This window comes from Pseudomonadota bacterium (assembly GCA_039033415.1).
In the GTDB taxonomy this organism is placed as follows: domain Bacteria; phylum Pseudomonadota; class Gammaproteobacteria; order Xanthomonadales; family SZUA-38; genus JANQOZ01.
Map to the genome: position 1 here is coordinate 149133 of JBCCCR010000011.1, position 19586 is coordinate 168718.

General features: G+C 63.5%; 17 protein-coding genes. 11 read left to right on the forward strand and 6 right to left on the reverse strand.

The genetic code is table 11. The annotated features are described in order from the left end of the window. Positions 1–42: 42 nt before the first annotated feature. On the forward strand, positions 43–1686 hold the full coding sequence (groL, locus tag AAF358_11095; GenBank protein ID MEM7706092.1) for a chaperonin GroEL: 1644 nt from the start codon (positions 43–45) through the stop codon (positions 1684–1686). Positions 1687–1769: 83 nt separating this feature from the next. Here groL and AAF358_11100 read toward each other — a convergent pair whose 3' ends face one another. Together AAF358_11100 and AAF358_11105 are read right to left on the reverse strand one after the other, a co-directional pair. Further along, a complete protein-coding gene (locus AAF358_11100; GenBank protein MEM7706093.1) occupies positions 1770–2231 on the reverse strand; it encodes a hypothetical protein in 462 nt (153 codons plus the stop codon). After that, positions 2228–2704: a YiiD C-terminal domain-containing protein gene (locus AAF358_11105; protein MEM7706094.1), complete on the reverse strand. Its 477-nt coding sequence runs from the start codon at positions 2702–2704 to the stop codon at positions 2228–2230. Before AAF358_11105 ends, AAF358_11100 begins: the two co-directional genes overlap by 4 nt. A gap of 138 nt (positions 2705–2842) precedes the next feature. Here AAF358_11105 and AAF358_11110 point away from each other — a divergent pair, with 138 nt between their 5' ends. The 6 genes from AAF358_11110 (at position 2843) to AAF358_11135 (ending at position 10033) form a co-directional block, all read left to right on the forward strand. Then, positions 2843–3286 (forward strand): hypothetical protein, encoded by a 444-nt coding sequence (locus AAF358_11110; protein MEM7706095.1) that lies wholly within the window; start codon positions 2843–2845, stop codon positions 3284–3286. Between the two features lie 93 nt (positions 3287–3379). Then, positions 3380–5155 carry a DUF885 domain-containing protein gene (locus AAF358_11115; protein ID MEM7706096.1) on the forward strand — a complete coding sequence of 592 codons (1776 nt, stop codon included), beginning with the start codon at positions 3380–3382 and terminating at the stop codon, positions 5153–5155. Beyond that, positions 5152–5376 carry a hypothetical protein gene (locus AAF358_11120; GenBank protein ID MEM7706097.1) on the forward strand — a complete coding sequence of 75 codons (225 nt, stop codon included), beginning with the start codon at positions 5152–5154 and terminating at the stop codon, positions 5374–5376. The genes AAF358_11115 and AAF358_11120 overlap by 4 nt, the downstream gene beginning before the upstream one ends. A 19-nt stretch (positions 5377–5395) precedes the next feature. Then, positions 5396–8155 (forward strand): bifunctional [glutamate--ammonia ligase]-adenylyl-L-tyrosine phosphorylase/[glutamate--ammonia-ligase] adenylyltransferase, encoded by a 2760-nt coding sequence (gene glnE, locus AAF358_11125; protein ID MEM7706098.1) that lies wholly within the window; start codon positions 5396–5398, stop codon positions 8153–8155. A 373-nt stretch (positions 8156–8528) separates the two neighbouring features. Continuing rightward, entirely contained in the window at positions 8529–8873 is a 345-nt protein-coding gene (locus AAF358_11130) for a hypothetical protein (protein ID MEM7706099.1), read from the forward strand. A 212-nt stretch (positions 8874–9085) separates the two neighbouring features. Continuing rightward, a complete protein-coding gene (locus AAF358_11135) occupies positions 9086–10033 on the forward strand; it encodes a hypothetical protein (GenBank protein MEM7706100.1) in 948 nt (315 codons plus the stop codon). A gap of 28 nt (positions 10034–10061) precedes the next feature. Here the strand turns inward: AAF358_11135 and mnmD are convergent, their stop codons facing one another. From mnmD to AAF358_11150, 3 genes are read right to left on the reverse strand one after another with little or no spacing between them, the layout of a single operon-like run. Next, positions 10062–11939, reverse strand: coding sequence for a tRNA (5-methylaminomethyl-2-thiouridine)(34)-methyltransferase MnmD (gene mnmD / locus AAF358_11140; protein ID MEM7706101.1), 1878 nt, complete (start codon positions 11937–11939; stop codon positions 10062–10064). 33 nt (positions 11940–11972) lie between these two features. Next, a complete protein-coding gene (locus tag AAF358_11145) occupies positions 11973–13811 on the reverse strand; it encodes a hypothetical protein (protein ID MEM7706102.1) in 1839 nt (612 codons plus the stop codon). Then, a complete protein-coding gene (locus AAF358_11150; protein MEM7706103.1) occupies positions 13808–14905 on the reverse strand; it encodes a mitochondrial fission ELM1 family protein in 1098 nt (365 codons plus the stop codon). The genes AAF358_11145 and AAF358_11150 overlap by 4 nt, the downstream gene beginning before the upstream one ends. 77 nt (positions 14906–14982) lie before the next feature. On the opposite strand from AAF358_11150, the gene AAF358_11155 reads away from it, so the two are divergent. After that, complete coding sequence (locus AAF358_11155; protein ID MEM7706104.1) at positions 14983–15210, forward strand: zinc-finger domain-containing protein; 228 nt, start codon at positions 14983–14985, stop codon at positions 15208–15210. 6 nt (positions 15211–15216) lie between these two features. Further along, positions 15217–16329, forward strand: a complete 1113-nt coding sequence (locus AAF358_11160; protein ID MEM7706105.1) for a glycosyltransferase family 4 protein — start codon at positions 15217–15219, stop codon at positions 16327–16329. Here AAF358_11160 and AAF358_11165 read toward each other — a convergent pair. Continuing rightward, positions 16296–17396 carry an SGNH/GDSL hydrolase family protein gene (locus AAF358_11165; protein MEM7706106.1) on the reverse strand — a complete coding sequence of 367 codons (1101 nt, stop codon included), beginning with the start codon at positions 17394–17396 and terminating at the stop codon, positions 16296–16298. The two genes, AAF358_11160 and AAF358_11165, sit on opposite strands and share 34 nt — an antisense overlap. A gap of 155 nt (positions 17397–17551) precedes the next feature. On the opposite strand from AAF358_11165, the gene AAF358_11170 reads away from it, so the two are divergent. Beyond that, positions 17552–18835, forward strand: coding sequence for an O-antigen ligase family protein (locus tag AAF358_11170; protein MEM7706107.1), 1284 nt, complete (start codon positions 17552–17554; stop codon positions 18833–18835). Beyond that, positions 18828–19586 (forward strand): glycosyltransferase family 2 protein, encoded by a 759-nt coding sequence (locus AAF358_11175; protein ID MEM7706108.1) that lies wholly within the window; start codon positions 18828–18830, stop codon positions 19584–19586. Before AAF358_11170 ends, AAF358_11175 begins: the two co-directional genes overlap by 8 nt.

A 19586-nucleotide genomic window follows, 5' to 3' on the forward strand; every position in this document is an offset into this window, starting at 1 on the left:
CAACCTGTCCCACCAAATATCTTAATTAAGGAATAGATCAACATGAGTGCTAAAGAAGTCCGCTTTTCCGAGGACGCACGCAAGCGCATGGTGGCCGGTGTCAACACCCTGGCCAACGCGGTGAAGGTCACCCTCGGACCGAAAGGTCGAAACGTTGTGCTCGACAAGAGCTTCGGCGCCCCGACCGTCACCAAAGACGGTGTGTCTGTCGCTAAAGAAATTGAGCTGACCGACAAGTTTGAAAATATGGGCGCACAGATGGTTAAGGAAGTTGCTTCCCAGACCTCTGACGTTGCCGGTGACGGCACCACCACCGCGACGGTTCTGGCTCAGGCCATGCTGCGCGAAGGCCTCAAGGCTGTGGCCGCCGGTATGAACCCCATGGACCTCAAGCGCGGTATCGACAAGGCGGTTATCGCTGCTGTTGATTCGCTGAAAGGTCTGTCCAAGCCCTGCGACAACGACACCGCCATCGCCCAGGTGGGCACAATCTCCGCCAACTCTGATGCTGACGTCGGCAACATCATCGCCGAAGCCATGCAGAAGGTCGGCAAGGAAGGTGTCATCACTGTCGAAGAAGGCTCCACGCTCGAGAATGAGCTGGACGTTGTCGAAGGTATGCAGTTCGACCGCGGCTACCTCTCTCCCTACTTTGTGACCGACCAGCAGAACATGACCGCTGAGCTGGAGAGCCCGTTTGTGCTGCTGCACGACAAAAAAATCTCCAACGTTCGTGATCTGCTTCCCGTGCTGGAAGGCGTCGCCAAGGCCGGCAAGTCGCTGCTGATCGTTTCTGAAGACGTTGAGGGCGAAGCGCTGGCAACCCTGGTGGTGAACAACATCCGCGGAATCGTGAAAGTGGCTGCAGTGAAGGCACCGGGCTTCGGCGATCGTCGCAAGGCCATGCTGGAGGACATCGCCGTCCTGACCGGTGGCACCGTGATCTCTGAAGAAGTTGGCCTTTCGCTCGAGAAGGCGACCCTGGAAGACCTGGGTTCTGCCAAGAAAGTTCAGATCAGCAAGGAAAACACCACGATCATCGACGGCGCTGGTGCCGCCGACAGCATCAAGGGCCGCGTCGAGCAGATCCGTGCGCAGATCGAAGACGCCACCTCTGACTACGATCGCGAAAAGCTGCAAGAGCGTGTGGCCAAGCTGGCCGGCGGTGTTGCGGTGATCAAGGTGGGTGCTGCTACCGAGATGGAGATGAAAGAGAAGAAGGCCCGTGTCGAAGACGCCCTGCACGCCACGCGTGCGGCGGTGGAAGAAGGTGTGGTCCCCGGCGGTGGCGTTGCGCTGATCCGCGCTCTGGACGGCCTGACCGATCTGAAAGGCGACAACGCCGATCAGGACACCGGGATCTCGATCGCCCGCCGCGCGATGGAAGAGCCGCTGCGTCAGATTGTGACCAACTCCGGTGCTGAAGCTTCTGTGATCGTCAATCAGGTGGCCGGCGAGACCGGCAACAACGGCTATAACGCCGCTACCGGTGAGTTCACCGATCTCGTGGCCGCAGGCATCCTGGATCCGACCAAGGTGACCCGTTCTGCGCTGCAGAACGCCGCTTCCGTGTCCGGTCTGATGATCACGACCGAAGCGATGATCGCCGAGGCGCCGAAGGAAGAAGCGCCGGCAGCCCCGATGCCCGACATGGGCGGCATGGGCGGCATGGGCGGCATGATGTAAGACAGCGCCCTAGCTGTTAGTAGAAAGCCCCGGCTTGCCGGGGCTTTTTTTTGGGTGCAGGAATTTGGGATCGCGTACGTCAGTCAGCGCGCTTTCGCGGGATCCGGGAGACCAGAGGTTAACCACCAGCGCTCCCGCTCTTCATCCCAGCGCCAGACCTGCCGATCCTGCAGGACCTTTTCGCGCATCGTGTGCCGATTGATCAGATTGATCTGAATCGTCTGCACGAAGTCACCGTCAGCCGAAAAGCTGCCTGGCCCCATCGCCTGATAGATGGTGACCTGAAACTGTTCCAGGCGATTGATCTGAAACCCAAGCTGCCGCTCAGCGGGGCGTTCCTCCGGGTGCAGAAACTGAGCGGCCGTTAGCGGCGCTTCCCAGCGTATCGTTTTGCGGTAAGCATCTAGCGTGTCGTTGAGCGCCATGGCGCGACCGTCGGTTGCGCAGCCGCCGACGAGGAGGACGGTGAGCAGAATCGATGCGCCGGTGGCCAGCGTGCCGACTGACCGCCGCCGGTCCACAGCGGCGAAGATGCAGAATCTCATGCTGAGGCTTCCTCCATTTTTGCGACAAATCGTCCGGTCATCCGGACGTTGGGTTCACTCGCCTGGCCGATCCAGCTGCTGAGCGTTATTCTCGCGACGCGCTTTTGCTCAAGCCGATCCAAAAACGTTTCGTAGTCCTGAGCCGGGGGCTTTTCGCAGCAGGCAAACAGATCGCCGGTGGATGGCCGGTGGTAGCGAATTTCGCTGTCCTGAACCACGATGTCCGCGTTGAGCTCCGCTCGTCGGAGGGCGTTGAACAGCCAGCCCCAGCCCGCCATAAAGAGCAGGCTAGCCAAGCTGCCGCCGAAACCCGTGTTTTTGTCATTCTTGTTGGGCGGCAGGGGCGCGCGCAGCAGAACCTGCTGCGCGCTGACCTCAGCGACGCTCACCTCCATGAAGCGGGAAATCGGCAGCTCGCGATGCAGATAGGTTTCGAAGTACTCCTGCTCGGACTGAGCGTCGTTGGCATTCATGCAGCTATTGTAGCGGTCTACCCACCTGCTGCCACGTCACCGGCGTACGACTAGTGAGGCGCCTGCCTCTGGGCGAGGCGCCGGTGGTCGAGGAGTATGAGTCCAGCCTGTTTGTTCGAGCCAGCGAGGATGCTGACGATGAAACTCTGTCTTTTTTTTCTGCTGCTAACCGGCTCCGTTGTTCTGTCGGCCGCCACTGCCGCTGAACGGCAGCCGGTCTATCGCGGCGTCGCCCCCGACGGAACGGTGCTGTTTGCGGATCGCCCTTCCAGCGCATCCTCGCGCGGGTCGTCGGGCTCCGGCCGTGTGTGGCTCCCACCGGCGAACGTCATGCCGCCTACGTCCATGATGCCAGCGGCGGAGGTCGCTGAGCCGCCCACCGGCGAGGAGCCGGTTTCGACCGAAGTCCTGGCCGCGCCTGAGGAGGGTGAGCGTGAGACCTGCCGGCAGCTGCGGACCGCGCTCGCCGCGCTGTGGCAGGAACGGCGCCACGGCTATGCAGCGGATCGGGGGCCGGAGCTCAAGGCCCGCATTCGAGACCTGCAGACGCGTCGGAAAGAGGCCTGCGGGCACTGGCGCTAGTCACTTTTTTGAGGTGCTGCTTCCGGAGTCCATCGATCGGGACACGGCTGTCGGTCGTCGGCCGTATAATGTCGCGGTCAGTGGAGAGAAGCTATGCAGCGAAGGCAGAATTTGCGCGCCGTCACGTTATTTGTCATCTGCCTGTGCCCGCTAGGTATCTGGGCTCAGGAGCAAGCCCGCCCCGCGGCTGAGCGCTTTCGTGAGCTCTACGAGGCCGAGTGGGAATTCCGTCTCACCGAGAGTCCGCTGCTGGCGAGCTGGGTAGGAGACAAACGCTTCAATAACCGCCTCGCCCGGCAAACCCCGGTCGATATTCAGCGCCGGCATCGGTACTGGCAGGGGGTGCTGAAGCAGCTCGAGGAGATTGATCGAGCCGAGCTGGACCGCGAAGGGCAGGTCAACTATGCCATCTTTGAGCGTCAGATTCGCAGCTTTGTCGACGGCGTCGACAACCTGGGTTATCTGATGCCGTTTAACAGCGACTCGGGTTTTTACTCGAGTCTGGCGCGGTTGCCGAAGACCACCGCCTTTGCCACACCCGCCGACTACAACAACTATCTGGATCGTCTGGCGCTGGTGCCGGCGGTCGTCGACGACAATATCGCGCTGATGAAAGAGGGGCTCCGGGTTGGCATGACTCAGCCGGCGGTGGTGCTGGAAGGGCGCGATAAGGCCATCCTTGCCCACATTGTCGAGCGGGCGGAGGACAGTGTCTTCTACCAACCGCTGATCGATCCGTCTCCGACCCTCAGCGAGACGGCGCGCACCCAGGTTCAGGCACGAGGTCGCGAGCTGGTGGAAACCGGTATTGTGCCGGCCTACCAGCGACTGCTCACCTTCTTCAACGGCGCATATGCTGAGGGCGCCCGTGAGAGCATCGGTGCACATCAACTGCCCGGCGGCGAGCGGTTTTACGACGATCAGATTCGCTACTACACCACGCTGGACCTCAGCGCCCGGGAAATCCACGACGTGGGCCTGAGTGAGGTGGCCAGAATTCGGGCGGCGATGGAGCTGATCATCGAGGAGCTGGAATTTGAGGGTAGCTTTGCCGACTTCATCGAGTACCTGCGCTCGGACTCTGCATTTTATGCGGAGTCGCCCCGCGAGCTGCTGATGGTGGCCAGCTACTACGCCAAAAAGATGGACGGTGCGCTGCCTCGCTTTTTTGCCCGACTGCCTCGGCAGTCGTACGGCGTGGAGCCGGTGCCGGCAGACCTGGCGCCGTTTTACACCAGCGGCCGGTACGCCGGCGCGCCGGTCGAATCCACGCGACCCGGGCTCTACTGGGTCAATACCTACAATCTGGCGAGCCGCCCGCTTTACGCGATTCCGGCCCTGACGCTGCACGAGGCGGTGCCGGGTCATCATCTTCAGGGTGCCCTGGCCAAGGAGCTTGGAGAGCAGCCGCCGTTCCGGCGTCACGATTACATCTCCGCCTACGGTGAAGGTTGGGGACTGTATGCGGAGTATCTGGGTGTTGAGGCGGGCATCTACGAAACCCCTTACGACCATTTCGGTCGGCTGACCTACGAAATGTGGCGTGCCTGCCGGCTGGTGGTGGACACCGGGATGCACGCGTTTGGGTGGAGCCGCGAGCGGGCGCTGGACTATCTGGCGGACAACACGGCCCTGTCGATGCACGAGATCACGACAGAAATCGATCGCTACATCTCCTGGCCCGGCCAGGCGCTGTCTTACAAGCTGGGTGAGCTGAAGATCAAAGAGCTACGGCAGCGCGCTGAGGAGAACCTGGGTGAGCGGTTCGATCTGCGCGCCTTTCATGACGTGCTGCTGGCTCAGGGCTCCGTGCCGCTGGCAGTGCTCGAACAGGCCGTCGACCGATACCTCGAGGAACAGCAACTATGAACAAGCTTGTGCTGGGCGTTTTGATCGTGACCCTTGGCGGGTGCCAGGTCTATCAGACTCGCGGTCCTGCTAATCCTACGCGGGTCAAAGACTTTACGCCGGTGTGCTACGAGGGCAGGACCTTGCGACTCGAACGCGACGAACAGGTTCGCAAGCACCTGGCCAACGGGGCCACGCTGGGCCAGTGCCCGCGTCCCGAAGACGATTCGAGCGACGGCTAGTCGCAGCAGTCGTCCGCTGATGGACGTCGCCCGTGATTTGCCGCAGGAGCTTGGCGACCTGGCGGCGGCTGATTCCGCGTTTGCTGAGCGTCTAAATCCGCTTCTCGCCTACAGCAGTTACGCCCTGAGGGTTCTCGAAACGGAGGGCGCCTGGGTCCGGTCTCAGTGGTTAGGCGATGGGCTCGAGCAGCCGCTCGACATTCGGGCACTCCAGGTCCAGCTGAGCCTGCATGCGCCGGCAGCCGAGTTGGTAGAGCTTCCGGACACGGACTTTATGCATTCACTGCGCCGGCTCCGCCATCGCGCCCTGTTTTCGATTCTCTGGCGGGATTTCTCGGGGGAGGACCCGGTTGCGCACACCCTGGCGGGCCTGTCGGAAACGGCCCGCGTCCTGATTGGCCTGGCGGTTGATCGGGCCGCGGGTGAACTCGCGAAAAAGCACGGAACACCGCGAAACCAGGAAGGCGCAGCGCAGGACCTGGTGGTGCTTGCCCTGGGGAAGTTGGGTGGCGGCGAACTCAACTTTTCGTCGGACGTCGATCTCATGTTTGCGTTCGGCGAAGCTGGCGAAAGCGACGGCCGACGAGCCTTGAGCAACGAAGACTTTTTTGCCCGGGTGGTTCGGCGGACGCTGAAGCTGCTCGAAGCGGTGACGGAGCTCGGCTTCGTATACCGCGTGGACCTCCGACTGCGTCCTTTCGGCGATGCGGGGCGCCTGGCGCTGAGCTTTGCCGCCACCGAGCAGTATTACCTTCGTGAAGGTCGTGACTGGGAGCGCTATGCGCTCCAGAAAGCTACCCCCATTGCCGGCAACCTGAGCCTAGGCCGGGAGCTACTTCGCTCCCTGAGCCCCTTTATCTATCGCCGCTATGTGGACTACGGCGTGTTCGATTCCCTGCGGGATATCAAGACGCTGATCCGGGAAAGCGGTCGGGAGCAGCAGGCCAACCTGAAGCTCGGGCCCGGTGGCATTCGGGAGATCGAGTTTCTAACGCAGGCGTTTCAGCTGGTGCGCGGGGGCCGGGAAGCGACGCTTCGCGAACCCAGTCTGATAGCTGCACTAAGGGCCGTAGGCCAGCTCGGGCTGCTGCCTGCGGCGGAAGTGGCGGAGCTACAGGACGCCTATTTCCTGCTGCGTCGGGTCGAAAATCGGCTGCAGCAGAAAGCTGATCAGCAGGTGCACAGTTTGCCCGACGCGCCGGATGCGCTGCGGTCGCTGGCCGCCAGCTGCGGGTTTTCGGGCGAGCGGGAGCTGGGAGAGCAGCTACAAACCGTTCGTGACCGGGTCCACCAGATCTTCAGCCGGACGTTCGCGCCGGCTCAATCAGCGGCGGCGGATCAGTGGGAATGGCAGGCTTGGCAGTTCCGCCATAGCGAAACGAAGGCGATCCAAGCGCTCGCCGAGCTTGGCTATCCGGAACCGGAGGCCGCCAGCGACGTGCTGCAGCGCTTCCAGCATCACTCGGCCGTGCACGCCGCCGGCGTCCGGGGCCGCGCACTGGTGGACCAGCTGCTGCCCCTGCTGCTCAAGCAGGTGGCGGAAGTGGGAGGGCGGCCGCAGCTCCTCGACAGCGTCCTGAAGATCATCGCTGGCATCTGCCGCCGAACCGCCTACCTGGCGCTGCTGGTGGAGCAGCCGCAGGTCCGTGAACGACTCATCTGGGTTTGCGGCCATAGTCGCTGGCTCACGGAACGCTTAAGTGAGCACGCGGCGCTATTGGACGATCTCATCGCGCCAGCCCCAATCGAGGACTCGGCGGACCTCGACCGTCAGCTGCAGCTGGTATTGCGGTCTGCCGAAGGTGATCCCGAACAGGAGCTGCTGGCGCTTTGCCAGTTTCAGCAGCGCGAAATGGTCACGCTGGCGATGGCGTTTCTGAGCGGCAGCCTGGACGCGCTGACGGCTGGGCGGCTTCTCACTCAGCTGGCGGAAGGCCTTTTGGGCCGAGTGCTTCAGCTTACGGTGTCCGAGCTTGCCGGTCGCTTCGGAAGCCCCGGTCCTATTCCGTTTGGTGTGATTGGCTACGGCACGCTCGGTACCCGGGAGATGCGCTTCGATTCGGACCTGGATCTCGTATTCCTGACCGGATCACTCGACGAGAGCGCGGAGACCGATGGACCCAAGCCGCTTCCTGTGCGGCAGTACTACACGAGGTTGGTCCGCAGGCTGATCAGTCTGCTAACCCTCCGAACGCCGTTTGGCAGACTCTATGAAGTGGACACGCGATTGCGGCCCAACGGAGGAGCAGGCTTTCTAGTTTCAACGCTTGCGGCCTATGAGACCTATCAAAACAAGAGCGCCTGGGTTTGGGAATGGCAGGCCCTGGTCCGGGCGCGCCCGGTATCTGGCAGTCGCGAAGTAGGTCGAGAATTCTCCCGTATCCGGCACGCGGCGCTGGCGCGTCCGCGCGAAGTCAATCCGTTGCGGCTGGATATCCTGAACATGCGGGAAAAGATGCAGCAGGAGGCTGCAACAGCGGGCGAACGCTTCAAGTTCCGCCCCGGCGCCCGGCTGGACATCGAGTTTTTGAGCCAATATTTATGTTTGGCGTATGCTGAGGCCCATCCGGCCCTGCTGAACGTTGTGGGGACGCCCGAGCTGCTACGGGTCATGGCGTCGGCGGGTCTGCTGTCGGACAGGCAGGCCGACACGCTGGTGGCCGGCTATCGGTCGTCGGCTGATTCTGAGCTTCGCCTATCGCTGGGCGCAAAGCTGGAGCCAGACGCGTCAGTTCATGAAGCGGCCGTGCGAGAGCTATGGCGGGAGATGATGGAATAGATTCCACCGCTGGCGTGGGTCAGCGGGTGAAATCGGCAGAAACAACGACGGGAGACACGCCCGAAGAACAGGCAAAAAGAAGGGGAGCCGAGGCTCCCCTTCCGAGAAGTTGTGCTAGTTCCTGCTCGTCCACGCCCTGCAGTGCGCTTCCCGTCGAGCTTTTCCTAACTTTGCGGGGCTTCGCTCCCAGCTATTGATAAATGGCTGCTCGCGTCTTCCTCGCTTCGGACCGCTTCGCGTCCGCCTTTCTTTTTCGACGTCGCCGGCGCTTTCGCGTCGCCTGGCGTCTATCTCAGAGGAGAGCTACTCCTCCTCGCACCTGCCGCGGTGGTTGTCGGTCGGTCGCCTTCCCGGTTTCCCGCTGGGCGCCGCCTTGCGGCAGAACGTCTCCTTACCACCTGAGACGCCTCGCTTTGGCTGGTTTCCTGACCCTGAATTCCTGGTGGGGCTTTCAGCGCCGGGCCTGACCGTTGCGTTGGAATTAAAGCTACTCCTGTGCCCCCGATTCGGTCAACGCTCACGGCGGCTCCGTCAAAATATCAGAGAAAATGTCGATATTCTGGATTTAGGGGTCGGGTTTGTGGTTTGTGCATATTCTGATGAATCTTACGTATTAGCAGGCCTTCATCACAAGAGTTTCACGCATATGGGGCCAGGTTTGTTGTTATTGTTCAAAAAAGGTACAAACGAAATTGTTGTTGAAGCTGCTTGTCGGTGACGCTCAAATAATATGATTAGATTCAGTGATCTATAAGAATAATTCGGGATTTTTCTTTTTGTCATTCATGCAGCAGTATTTTGCGAAAAGCACCATAGTGACGCTGCTTTCCTCAGGTTCGTGATCTAAGTGATGGAAAAATCGATAAATCTGCGTTTGTTCGGTCCTCGCCAAAAATTGGTGTAGGCTCGAACCGGCGCTGGAGGAAAGATTTGGCTAGATCGAACCGAGTAGAAACCGCGGGTGGTTGGTACCACGTCTCCAATCGCGGTGCGGGAAGGCAGCGAATTTTTCGCAACGATGAGCACCGGGTGAGCTTTCTGGAGCTGCTCGGCAGCCTGCGGGAGCAGCACCGGGTGGAAGTTCACGCGTACTGCATGATGACCAACCGGTACGATCTGATTCTCAGAACCCTTCGCGCCAACCTTTCGATGGCGATGCGCCACCTCGGCGGGGTTTACACGCAGCGCTATAACCGTATGACCGGACGCGATGGTCCGCTGTTTCGCGGGCGATATCGCGCGGTGCTCTTTGAGCCGGAGACGACACTCCTGGCGGTTTCCCGGCACCTTCATCGGCGGCCGTTGGTCACCGGCACCGTCCAGCGACTGGATCGATACCGCTGGTCCAGCTATCCGAGCTACGTCACTACACGACGACAGCCACTATGGCTCCAGCGGTCCGCCATCCTCGAAATGACGGATGGGAACGCCCGCAGCTACCGGCAGTACGTTGAACGCGAAGGAGAGAGCAACGAGCTGGTCCGACGCTTTTATCGCCAAAGTCGACCGGGGTCGATACTCGGCAGCGACGCCTTCAAGCGCCAGATGGTCCAGGCGGGGGAGCCGGCAGGCGGCGGAACGTCGGAGGTCGTCGATGCCCCGATACCTCCCCGCAGAATTATCCGGCTGACGGCGGACTACTTTGACGTCACGCGTCGCAGTCTGCTCACCTCAACCCGCGGTCGACTGAACCGCCCCCGAATGGCGGCACTGTGGCTTTGCCGGCGCCACAGCCGCCAAACGCTGGAGCAGCTCGCCGAGCTCTTCCGGGTAAGCAGCTTCGGCACCGTGTCAGCCGCGCTGCATCGGGCCAAAGCCGCGATGGGTGATGAGTTCTGGCGAGACGTCCGCGCCATTGAGCGACAGCTCCAGTCGTAGACGCCGGGCGGTGAAGACTGGTCCAGGACTACGCTCTCCTACCTGGTGCTGGCACCGTGTGTCCCCGCCGCAGCTCGCGCAGCAGAAAGCGGCTGGTCGATACCGCCAGCGCCAGGTCCCGCGGCAGGGGCCAGGGGTCACCCACCAGCATGCTGGCAAGCCATTCTCCCAGCAGCGGCCCGGTGGTAAAGCCACGGGCGCCGAGGCCAGCCACGACATACAGACCGGGTAGCCACGGCGCAGCGTCGCCGACGCGCCCTCCTCGCACCCAGCGCAGCTTTTCTGCCGCGGTCGTCATATCCAGCACCGGGCCCGCCGCCGGAAGCCGATCCGGCGTCGCAAGTCGCCAGCCGGACCATTCACCGGACGCCTCTGTCGACAAACTGAGGCTCGGAAAGGCGCTGAGCACCGGGGGCGTCAGCGGCGCTGGCGGTGTCGCGTCGTCCCGCTCAAAGCTGGCGCCGGCCCAGTGGCGCCCGCCGCTGGGTGGATGCAAATATTTGGCGGCGAAGATGGCGCAGCGGAGCGACCGGGAGGCTCCCGTTGCCGGAAGGCTGATCGCCCGGCCTCGCCATCGCTCCACGGGGAGACCGGTAGCGGGGCCAAGCGCATCAGCGCCGGTCGCCAAGACCACCGTTGGGTGATCGGTCATGCCGCTGCTGGTCGCCACCCGCCAACCGGTTTCATGACGGTCCACCGCATGGACATGCCGCTGAGCGACCGCGCCCCGCGCATAGTCCCGCACGATACCTGCCTCGGGAAACCACAAACCTCCCGGCGCGTCGAGGCTTAAGAGGCCGCTTGCGGCGCGGACACCCTGGGTGTCCAGCAGAGTGAGGTGACCGTCACCCGCGCGCCACAGGTCGACGACACGCTGAAAGCGGGTGAGGTCATGGCCGGAACCAGCCAGGAGCAGGGCCCCACAGGGGTGAAACTCAGCGCGTTGCCCCCAGTAGGAAAGGGCATAGCGGTAGGCGTGCCAGAAAAACCGCCCGGCGGGACCGCTGCCGGCCTCCAGCCTCGGCATCACCGAGACCGACGGGTTGCTGGACGCCGCCGGCCCTGCGTCGAGGATTTCGACCGAGCGCTGTCGGCGCCGCAGCGCGGAGGCCAGGCACTGTCCCCCCACGCCGCCGCCAACGATGGTTACCGGACCGTCCGGCACCGGGAGCGGCGGCGCAAACCAGCCCGGGCACGCTGATGCGGGCTGACCGACGTATACCCCCATCAGCCGTTCACGTTTGCTGCCGAAGCCCGGCGCGCGGTTGAGTGAAAAGCCCACCCGGGCCAGGTCTTCGCGGACCTGCGTAGCCGTGGTGAAGGTGGCCAGCCGGCCGTCCGTCGCGGTTAAACGCGCGACTTGGGTCAGCACTTCCGAGCGCCACATCTGAGGGTTGCGCGAGGGAGAGAAGCCGTCAAGAAACCAGGAGTCCACGACCGCTTCGAGCTGCGTCAGCTGCTCCAGCACCTCACCGAGCATCAGCGTCAGCGTCACGTTGTCGGGTAGGTGCACGCGGTGGTAGCCCGGCGTCAAAGCCGGGTAGTGGCGCAGCAGCTCGGCGCTGTACACCTGAAGCGCGGGCCAGCGCTGATGAATGTCCCTGAGCTGTTCCGCCGTGGCGGGATGGGCCTCGACCGCAAGATAGTGCAAATGCTGGTGAGGCCGGCGATGCCGCCGCCACAGGCGCCAGGTCTCCAGAAAGGTGAGTCCGGTGCCGAAACCGGTCTCACCCACCGTATGGCGCCGCTGCCCCCGCCAGCGCTCCGGCAACGAGCAGCCGGTAAGGAACACCAGCCGCTTTTCGTCCGGCGCCCCTCGTCGTTGAAAGTAGATGTCGCCGTAGCGGTCTGAGCGCACGGCGCCGTCAGCGTCTGGCGCGAGCTTCGGGTCGGTTAGCTCAAACATGGTTCTTGGTGTACGGGCGACTTGGGCGCCTCGCTAAAACCCGAACAGGTGATCGATGCTGAAGCGGGTTTCTGCGCCGGTACCGGTGGTCAGGCCGTGATAGCCAAACAGGCGGCAGCGCGTATCGCGAATCAACAGCTGGTGGGGTTCGGCGAGCAGATGCGGGTCAAAAAACTGGTCGAGCGAGAACTGGGCTGAACCGTTTTCCGCGATCGGCACCTGCGATTCCGCCAGCGGCTGTCCGCGCCCGTCCAGCAGGTGAAGCTGGGTGTCCGACTGCGGGTGCCAGGCGCGGGAGCTTGGGTAGATCAGGCTGAAGAACCCGCGGGTTCCGGGCAGGGCGGGGCGACCAAAAAGGCGTGTAGTGAGCCCGGGCGGCGGACCGCTGTAGCTCTGCGGTTCAGATCGATAGGTGTTGAGCAAATTGAACATGTGGCTACCGAAACTGGTTTCGCTGCGGTGGCCGGAGCGGCGATGGTGGTAACGGAAAATGGCGTGCAGCCAGCCGTCAACCGGTCCTGCTCGTTCGGCGTCATAGCTCAGCTCCAGGTGCCCCGGCGCCGTATGGCTAACCGTGTGCCACGACCGGACCCCGTCCACCGCATCCGGCAGGGTTTCGCTGCTGCCAATTCGGCCATTTAGATCGTAAGTCTGCAGCGTCAGGCGCGCCTCATCGCCGAGACTGGACATGGGCGTGATCAGCAGCTGACAGTCGTAGTTTTCCGGCGGCAGCAGCGGCGCGACCAGCAGGTAGCCGCGACCCAGGTGCTCGCCGGCTTGCCAGTAGTCCGGATCGGCGGTGAGGTCCTCGCGAACAACGTTGGCGTGGGCCACGTGGGTCCGACCTGCGCGCACCACCTGGTAGCGGGGTCGCAGCAGCTGAAAGGCGCTGTGCAGGGTGCCCTGCGTTGCGCCGTCCCGGCTCGGCAACCGCCAGCGCCGCGTTGCGAGTGGCGGCACGTCAAACGGCAGGGGCAGCTGGTCTCGCGAGGGGATCTCCAGGGTCAGCGCGCCAGCCGGAATCGTCCGGTGATGCGGGTTTTGGATGAGAAGCTCAACCTGTTCAGAGTCGTTTTGCGGCAGCGGGATTCCGCCGTAGCGCGCCGCGGGCCACGTGTTGGCGTCATGGGTGGTGGTGAGATCGCCGCTGGTGTCTGCATAGTCGCAGACGTATTTCAGCACGTCATGACCGGCCGCTCCCACCGCGTGCATCAGCAGCTGCCCGGTGAATGAGGGGAGCCCCAGCGCATCGGCGATCGCATGACTGGTGATCTCGATCAGCTGCCCCGGATCGGTGAGGGGATAGTCCAACGTGCCAAGCTGCATGCCGTCAGCGTCCAGCGCGACACAGCGAAGCGCACCGCCGCTTGCGCCATAACGCGCCCAGTAGTTTGCGGTTGTGATCCGGCTGGTCACCCCGTCGCCGTGGTTGAACAGGGCCAGATCAAAGACAAAATTGAAGGGTGATAGATAGCGGTCCGGGCGCGTCAGCCAATCCGGCGGCAGCTTGAGTGCCTCCAGCCCAAACGCTTCGCCGGTTGTGCTCGCCGCCAGCTGGTTCAGATGCGCCAGCTGCGGCGAATCGAAATCGAGTAGCAGCAGCGGGCCGCCCGTATAGGTGGAGATGGCCTGCTCGTCGGGCCCAAGCCGGCGTACGTCGCTCGCCAGGCGCTGCATGCCCGGCAGCGCGCTGAGCCCCAGAAAAGCATCGCAGGTGTCAAACTGGCCGTGGGGGTCATAAACCCGGAGACCCGCCAGGTCCGCTAGCTGCGCCCTAAAAGTCGCGAGCTTCGGCGCGACAAGCGGGTGGGCCAGCGCTTTATACATCACGTTGCCGCGGCCGTCGGCGTAGGTTTTTGGGCTGAAGGTCACGTCGGTCCGTCTGTTAGCGTTGCGCCGATGCGCTCGGCCACCGCTGCGGTCTCACGCAGCGGCTCGTAGCTTGGCTGGCTCGTGTCGTCGAGCGACAGCAGCCGCCCGCTGCTGACCAGGCGCTCGGCAAAGCGGGCGAAGCGCTCGTTCTTGGTTTCGGTCTGCAGACTGTGGACCGGGCACCCGGTGCCGAGTGCCTCGCTCACCATGTTGACGCTGTCCGAGCTGACAACAATGCGGTCAGCGTACGCCAGCAGGCCCGGATAGGGATTGCGTTCGCCCGGTTCGTCCGAGAAGAAAAAGTGCCGCTCCGGGCTTTGCTCGGCCAACCAGGCGGCGGCAAAGCGGCGCAGCTCGAGCGGCGTGCGGCGGGAGGTCGTCACCAGCAGCGAGCCCGCTTCAGCCAGCTTTGCTGCGCCTGCCAAGAGCCGATTCAGGTAGGCTTGATCAATGGTGTAAGCACCGTTGCTGGCGCCGATGAGCACGGCGACCCGCGGCGTGGCCAGGGATTCAAACTGCGGCCAGTCCTCCCGAGCCGTTGACAGATAGGCGTCATCCACCTCGTGGAGCGCGCCTTCGGTGCGGAGCACGTTGGCTCCCGTTAGCCGGTCGTGGTGTGGGCACACCACCCAGCTGAAGGCGGCGGGATCTACGCGGGGATTTAAGATCTGCACGGTGCAGAGCCTGCCGCGACTGCGGGCCCGGAGCATCCGTGACGCCAGCGCGGCCCGCCGGCCGCAGCTCAGCACAACACGCGGCAGAGGGTTTTGGAGTAAAGCACGCAGATCCTTCTGCCAGCGATCCGGCTCGACGGTGGTGGCAGGCTTGAGCCCGTGCTTCACACCCCCAAGGAGCCGCGGCGCGAGCGCGTCCCAAGGCTGGCGCAGGGCGATACGAAATCGGCGGGGGGCCGGCGCCTGCAGCGGTCCGGCGGAGCGGAGGTAATGGGCCAGCGCAAGGCACTGCTTCTCGTTGCCGCGGGCGCCGTCGGTGACAATCCAGCAATCAGCCTGCATGGGCGGCAAGCCTAGCAGATTTCCGCCGTCCCACCCGCTCGGATTCGCCGCTGCCGTGAGCCACTTTTCCCCGTGCATAGTTCCTCCCCCGAGGGTCGATGTCCCTGCTATGATTCGCATCGGCGTGGCGCCACAACAACGTAAAGAGGTTAGCCATGAGTCATCCAACCGACGCAGACAACCCGGAGCTTGAGCTCGCAAACGCCAAGCGCGAGTACACGGTGTCGCGTAACGACCTGCCGCTGTCCTGCCCGACGCCAGGCATGGCGCTGTGGAATTCGCACCCGCGGGTCTATCTGCCGATCGAAAAAACCGGCCGGGCGGTTTGCCCATACTGTGGTGCGGTTTACGTGCTGGAAGAACTGGCCAAAACCGGAACCTGATTCTTCGTGTCCCGTCTGACGGTGATGCAGCTGCTGCCGGCGCTGGACTCCGGCGGCGTGGAGCGAGGCACCTTCGAGGTCGCCGAGGCGCTGGTCAAGGCCGGGCATCGATCGCTCGTGGTGTCCGCTGGCGGCATGCTGGTCGCGCCGCTGGAGGCGACCGGCAGCCAGCATTTCAAGCTGGCGCTGGGAAGCAAGTCGTTGCGGGTACTCGGAACGGTCCGGGCGCTGCGCGACCTCATCGCCCGCAACCGCGTCGATATCGTGCACGCGCGGTCCCGGCTCCCGGCGTGGGTTGCACTGGGCGCGCTGAAAAAGCTCGATCCGCGCCCCCGTTTTGTGACCACGCTGCATGGCCTCAACTCGGTTTCCCGCTACAGCGCCGTCATGACCCGCGGCGACCGGGTGATTGCGGTGTCGGAAAGTGCCCGCCGCTATTGGCTGGATCACTATGCCGATCTGTCGCCCTCCCGCGTCAAGCTGATTCATCGGGGTATCGATCCCGAGGTTTTCCGCTACGGTTTTCAACCGGAGAAGGAGAAGCGTGAGCGGTTTCTGAGCCAGGCCGGCATTCCCAAAGAGCGGCGGCTGCTGATGCTCCCGGGCCGGATCACCGAAACCAAAGGTTTTGGCGGCTTTGTAAATCTCATCGCCCGGCTGGCGGTCCTCGGCCCCGACTGCCACGGCGTCATCGTTGGGGACTTCAAGCCCGGCGGAACCTATCAGGAGCGTTTGACCGAACGTATCCGGCGGCTGAACGTTGCCGATCGCATCACCTTTACCGGCCAGCGGCAGGACATCCGGGACCTGCTGGCGATGGCCGATATCGTGTATTCACTGTCGACCAAGCCAGAATCGTTCGGTCGAACGGCCGCCGAGGGTCTTGCGCTCGGTCGTCCGGTTATCGGGTACGATCACGGCGGCGTCGGCGAAGTCCTCGGGGAGATCTTTCCCGAGGGCTTGGTGCCGCTCGACGATGAGGCGGCGGTCCTGGAAAAGACTCAGCAATTTCTGGAACGAGCGCCCGAGGTGCCAAACCGCCAGCCGTTTCTCAAGAGCCAGATGCAGGACGAGACGCTGGCGCTCTACCAGTCATTGGCCAGCAGCGTCAGCACCTGAGGCGCCAGGCGCTCGGCAATCACCCGGTTGCCAGCCTCTGACAGATGACAAAAATCCAGGAGCAGCGCCTCGGGATGGTCATCCAGCGAGCCGGTCATGTCGAAGAAAAATTCGGTTCCGCTGAGCCGCTGCGCCACCGCCTGATCGCTCGCCAGCTGGAGCTCGCGGTGGCGCGCCAGGCTGGCGTTCTCGATCCGCACCTCCACCGGCGCCTTAGCCGCTTTGCTAAACACGCTGGGCTGCCAGATAAAGGTGGTCTTGACGCCCGCGGCCGCCGCCGCGGCCGCCGTCAGCTCAACCCGAAAGGCATAGCGCTTAGCAACCTCAGCCGCCAGGGGCGCCACCGCCGGCATGGCGGGTTTAGCGTTGCGGGCCAGCAGCCGCTGGATGCCCTCCAGCACGCGCGGCGCGGCTTGCAGGTAATTGTCCAGCCCGTCGGTTACCCGGAAATCCGCCCGTCGATGGGCCTCGTTTTGGGATAACCCGGCCTCCCCGGCCTGCAGCGCCGCATAAACATCGTTCACGCCGTCGTAGAAGACGACCAGATCGGGTGCCGGTTCGGACTCGAGACGACGCAGGACCCGAAGCTGCGACTGGCCGCTGACATACCCGCTTTCCCCGAGATTCAGCACGCGAGCCTTTATTCCTCGCTGGGCGAGCGAGCGCGCCAGTGCGGAGGGCAGCGTGTGGTCGTCGCGGGCGCCGGTGCCCCAGACGGTGGATCCGCCCGCCATCCAGATGGTGTGGGTTGGCTCGTCCGGGCTCCAGGACCTGCGCAGCCCCGAGCCATCGATATTGATGTATTCACCTGAGAACGGCTTTCGTCGCCAATATTCCCATGCGGACCACTCGGTCCGCCGCGCCTGTCTCAGCTCCCTGAAGTAAGCGCTGGCCCACGTGGCGTCGCCGAGCGCGGGGGAGTTCTCCTGGTTCGGTGCCGTGGCCCCGGGGAGGACCAGAGGCAGCTGAGTCTCCTCCAGCAGGCTCTTAAGCGCCGCATCGACCACCAGTAAGAGTAAGAGGCTGATGCCGGCGATCAGCCAGCTGTCCTTCAGGAACTTGAGCATCGGGGCTTCTCGGGAGCGGTTCAGCCGGGGTTCACGCCGGCGGGTTCACAGTGACGCGAATGTTACAATTTAGCGGTCCAAACGCACACCGTCTCATCCCATCCGATTCCCAACCAGCCCATGTCCGATCCGCGTTGAACGCCAATGAACCCGCCTTGACCCGGCCCGATGAGGCGGAGGTCCCATCATCCTCCGGCGGGCTGCTGTCACTGTGGCCAGCGGGCCTGATGTTCCTGGTGCTTGCCCTGCTGCCTTTTTCCCGGCTCTCGGCGCTGCCGATGCTGTGCATGCTGATCGGTGGGATTGTTGTCATGGTCAATCCGGCGGCGGGCTTTTATCGCCGCCGATCGACCCGACTGTTTCTTGGCCTTTTTGCCGCGTACTGGCTACCCGCGCTGCTCGCCAGCGTCGACGCCGTGGAGCCATCGCGTTCCTGGCAGTCGGTGCTGGCATTCCTGCGGTTCCTGCCGGTGGGTCTGTTTGTTATCCATCACCTCGCGGATGAACGGCAGCGGCGGCTGCTGTGGGCCGCCAGCGCAGCACTCGTCATGATGTGGTGTGTCGATGCGCTGATTCAGGTCGGGTTCGGCGTCAATCTGCTGGGCATGCCCATGAGCAGCGATCGGCTCAACGGCGTGTTTGGCGAGACCAACATCAAGCTGGGCCACGTGCTGGCGGTCCTGAGTCCGCTCCCGCTGGAATACGCCCGCCGCTTTCTGCCCAAACCGTTTTTTTTGGCGACGATGCTGCTGCTGCTTGCGGTCATCGTGATCGTGAGCACCCGGGCCGCATGGCTGATGTTCGGGCTGGTGCTGCTCGCCTATGTTTATCTCTACGCGCGCGGCCGGCCGCGGCGCTGGCTCAAGGCGAGCGTGGTTCTGCTGACCGCCGCGTCGCTGGCAATGGCGGCGGGTTACCAGCTTTCCCCGGCGCTGGCCGAGCGCCTGGATCGCTCCCTGCTGCTGCTGGAGGGTGACGCAGAGTCGGTCGACCGAGCGCTCGGCTGGAGGCTGCCGATCTGGCGGACAGCGCTGAAGATGGCGGCGGACCATCCGGTGAACGGGGTCGGGCCTCGAGGCTTTCGCTATGCCTACCCCGATTACGCCGGCACCGACGACCGCTGGCTCCGCGGCGGTCAGGAAACCGGCGCGGCTCATGCCCACCAGGTGATTTTAGAGGTGGTGACGGAAACCGGGCTGCTGGGTCTGGCAGGCCTTGCCGCGGCGCTGGTGCTGGCCTGGCGACACTGGCGCTCCCTCCCGGTCCGGCGGAAGCACAACGTGCTGCCGTTTGCGCTGGCGCTCGGTGTGATGCTGTTTCCGGTCAACACCCACCTGGCCTTTTACTCCACCTTCTGGTCTCTGCTTTGCTGGTGGCTGGTCATGGTCTACTGTGGTTTTTCCCAGTCTGACGCTGAACCGGACTCGCGCCATGCCTGAACTGTCGGTGTTCATCACCACCTTTAACAACGACCGGACCCTGAAGCAGCTGCTCGACAGCGTGGCGTTTGCTGACGAGATTGTGGTGCTGGATTCATTCAGCACGGACGGCACGGTTGCGCTGGCTGAGGCAGCCGGCTGTGTCGTGTCGCAGGCCCCCTTCGCGGGCTACGGCCCGCAGAAGCAGGCGGCGCTGGAGCTGACGAGCCATCGGTGGGTCCTGCTGATGGATGCCGATGAAATGCTCACAGCGACGGGGGCTGAGACCATTCAGGCGCTCCTGCAAAGTGAACCGGCCTGCTCCGGCTACCGCCTGCCCAGAATCGAGCAGATGTTTTGGCGGCTGCAGAGTCCGAGGTCCCGGCTCAACAACTTTCTGCGGCTGTTTGATAAAACGCGCGGGCGGGTCAGCGACATGCCGATCCATGCGGCACCCGAGGTCGATGGGCCGGTCGCGAGACTGGACGCGCCGTTCATTCACTACGGTGAGATCAACATCCACACGAAAGTCGACAAGATCAACCATTACTCCACCGGCCTGGTCGAGGATAAGCAGCGTCGCGGTCAGCGGTTTACCCGAGCGCGTATGTTGCTCTATCCACCCTGGTTTTTTCTCCGCGGCTACGTGTTCAAGCGACAGTTTCTTAACGGCTGGGCGGGGCTGATCAGCAGCGTTGTCGGCGCGTTCTACGTCTTTCTGAAGTACGCCAAGCTTTACGAGTCCCGACAGCCCCGGGACGAAGGCCTGTAG

Bases quoted from the DNA above. Each gene is read 5' to 3' on its own strand.
- AAF358_11150 (MEM7706103.1), bottom strand. From the start codon at position 14,905: ATGCACGGGGAAAAGTGGCTCACGGCAGCGGCGAATCCGAGCGGGTGG.
- AAF358_11100 (MEM7706093.1), bottom strand. From the start codon at position 2,231: ATGAGATTCTGCATCTTCGCCGCTGTGGACCGGCGGCGGTCAGTCGGC.
- AAF358_11120 (MEM7706097.1), top strand. From the start codon at position 5,152: ATGAACAAGCTTGTGCTGGGCGTTTTGATCGTGACCCTTGGCGGGTGC.
- AAF358_11105 (MEM7706094.1), bottom strand. From the start codon at position 2,704: ATGAATGCCAACGACGCTCAGTCCGAGCAGGAGTACTTCGAAACCTAT.
- mnmD (MEM7706101.1), bottom strand. From the start codon at position 11,939: ATGTTTGAGCTAACCGACCCGAAGCTCGCGCCAGACGCTGACGGCGCC.
- glnE (MEM7706098.1), top strand. From the start codon at position 5,396: ATGGACGTCGCCCGTGATTTGCCGCAGGAGCTTGGCGACCTGGCGGCG.
- AAF358_11110 (MEM7706095.1), top strand. From the start codon at position 2,843: ATGAAACTCTGTCTTTTTTTTCTGCTGCTAACCGGCTCCGTTGTTCTG.
- AAF358_11155 (MEM7706104.1), top strand. From the start codon at position 14,983: ATGAGTCATCCAACCGACGCAGACAACCCGGAGCTTGAGCTCGCAAAC.
- groL (MEM7706092.1), top strand. From the start codon at position 43: ATGAGTGCTAAAGAAGTCCGCTTTTCCGAGGACGCACGCAAGCGCATG.
- AAF358_11115 (MEM7706096.1), top strand. From the start codon at position 3,380: ATGCAGCGAAGGCAGAATTTGCGCGCCGTCACGTTATTTGTCATCTGC.
- AAF358_11175 (MEM7706108.1), top strand. From the start codon at position 18,828: ATGCCTGAACTGTCGGTGTTCATCACCACCTTTAACAACGACCGGACC.
- AAF358_11165 (MEM7706106.1), bottom strand. From the start codon at position 17,396: ATGCTCAAGTTCCTGAAGGACAGCTGGCTGATCGCCGGCATCAGCCTC.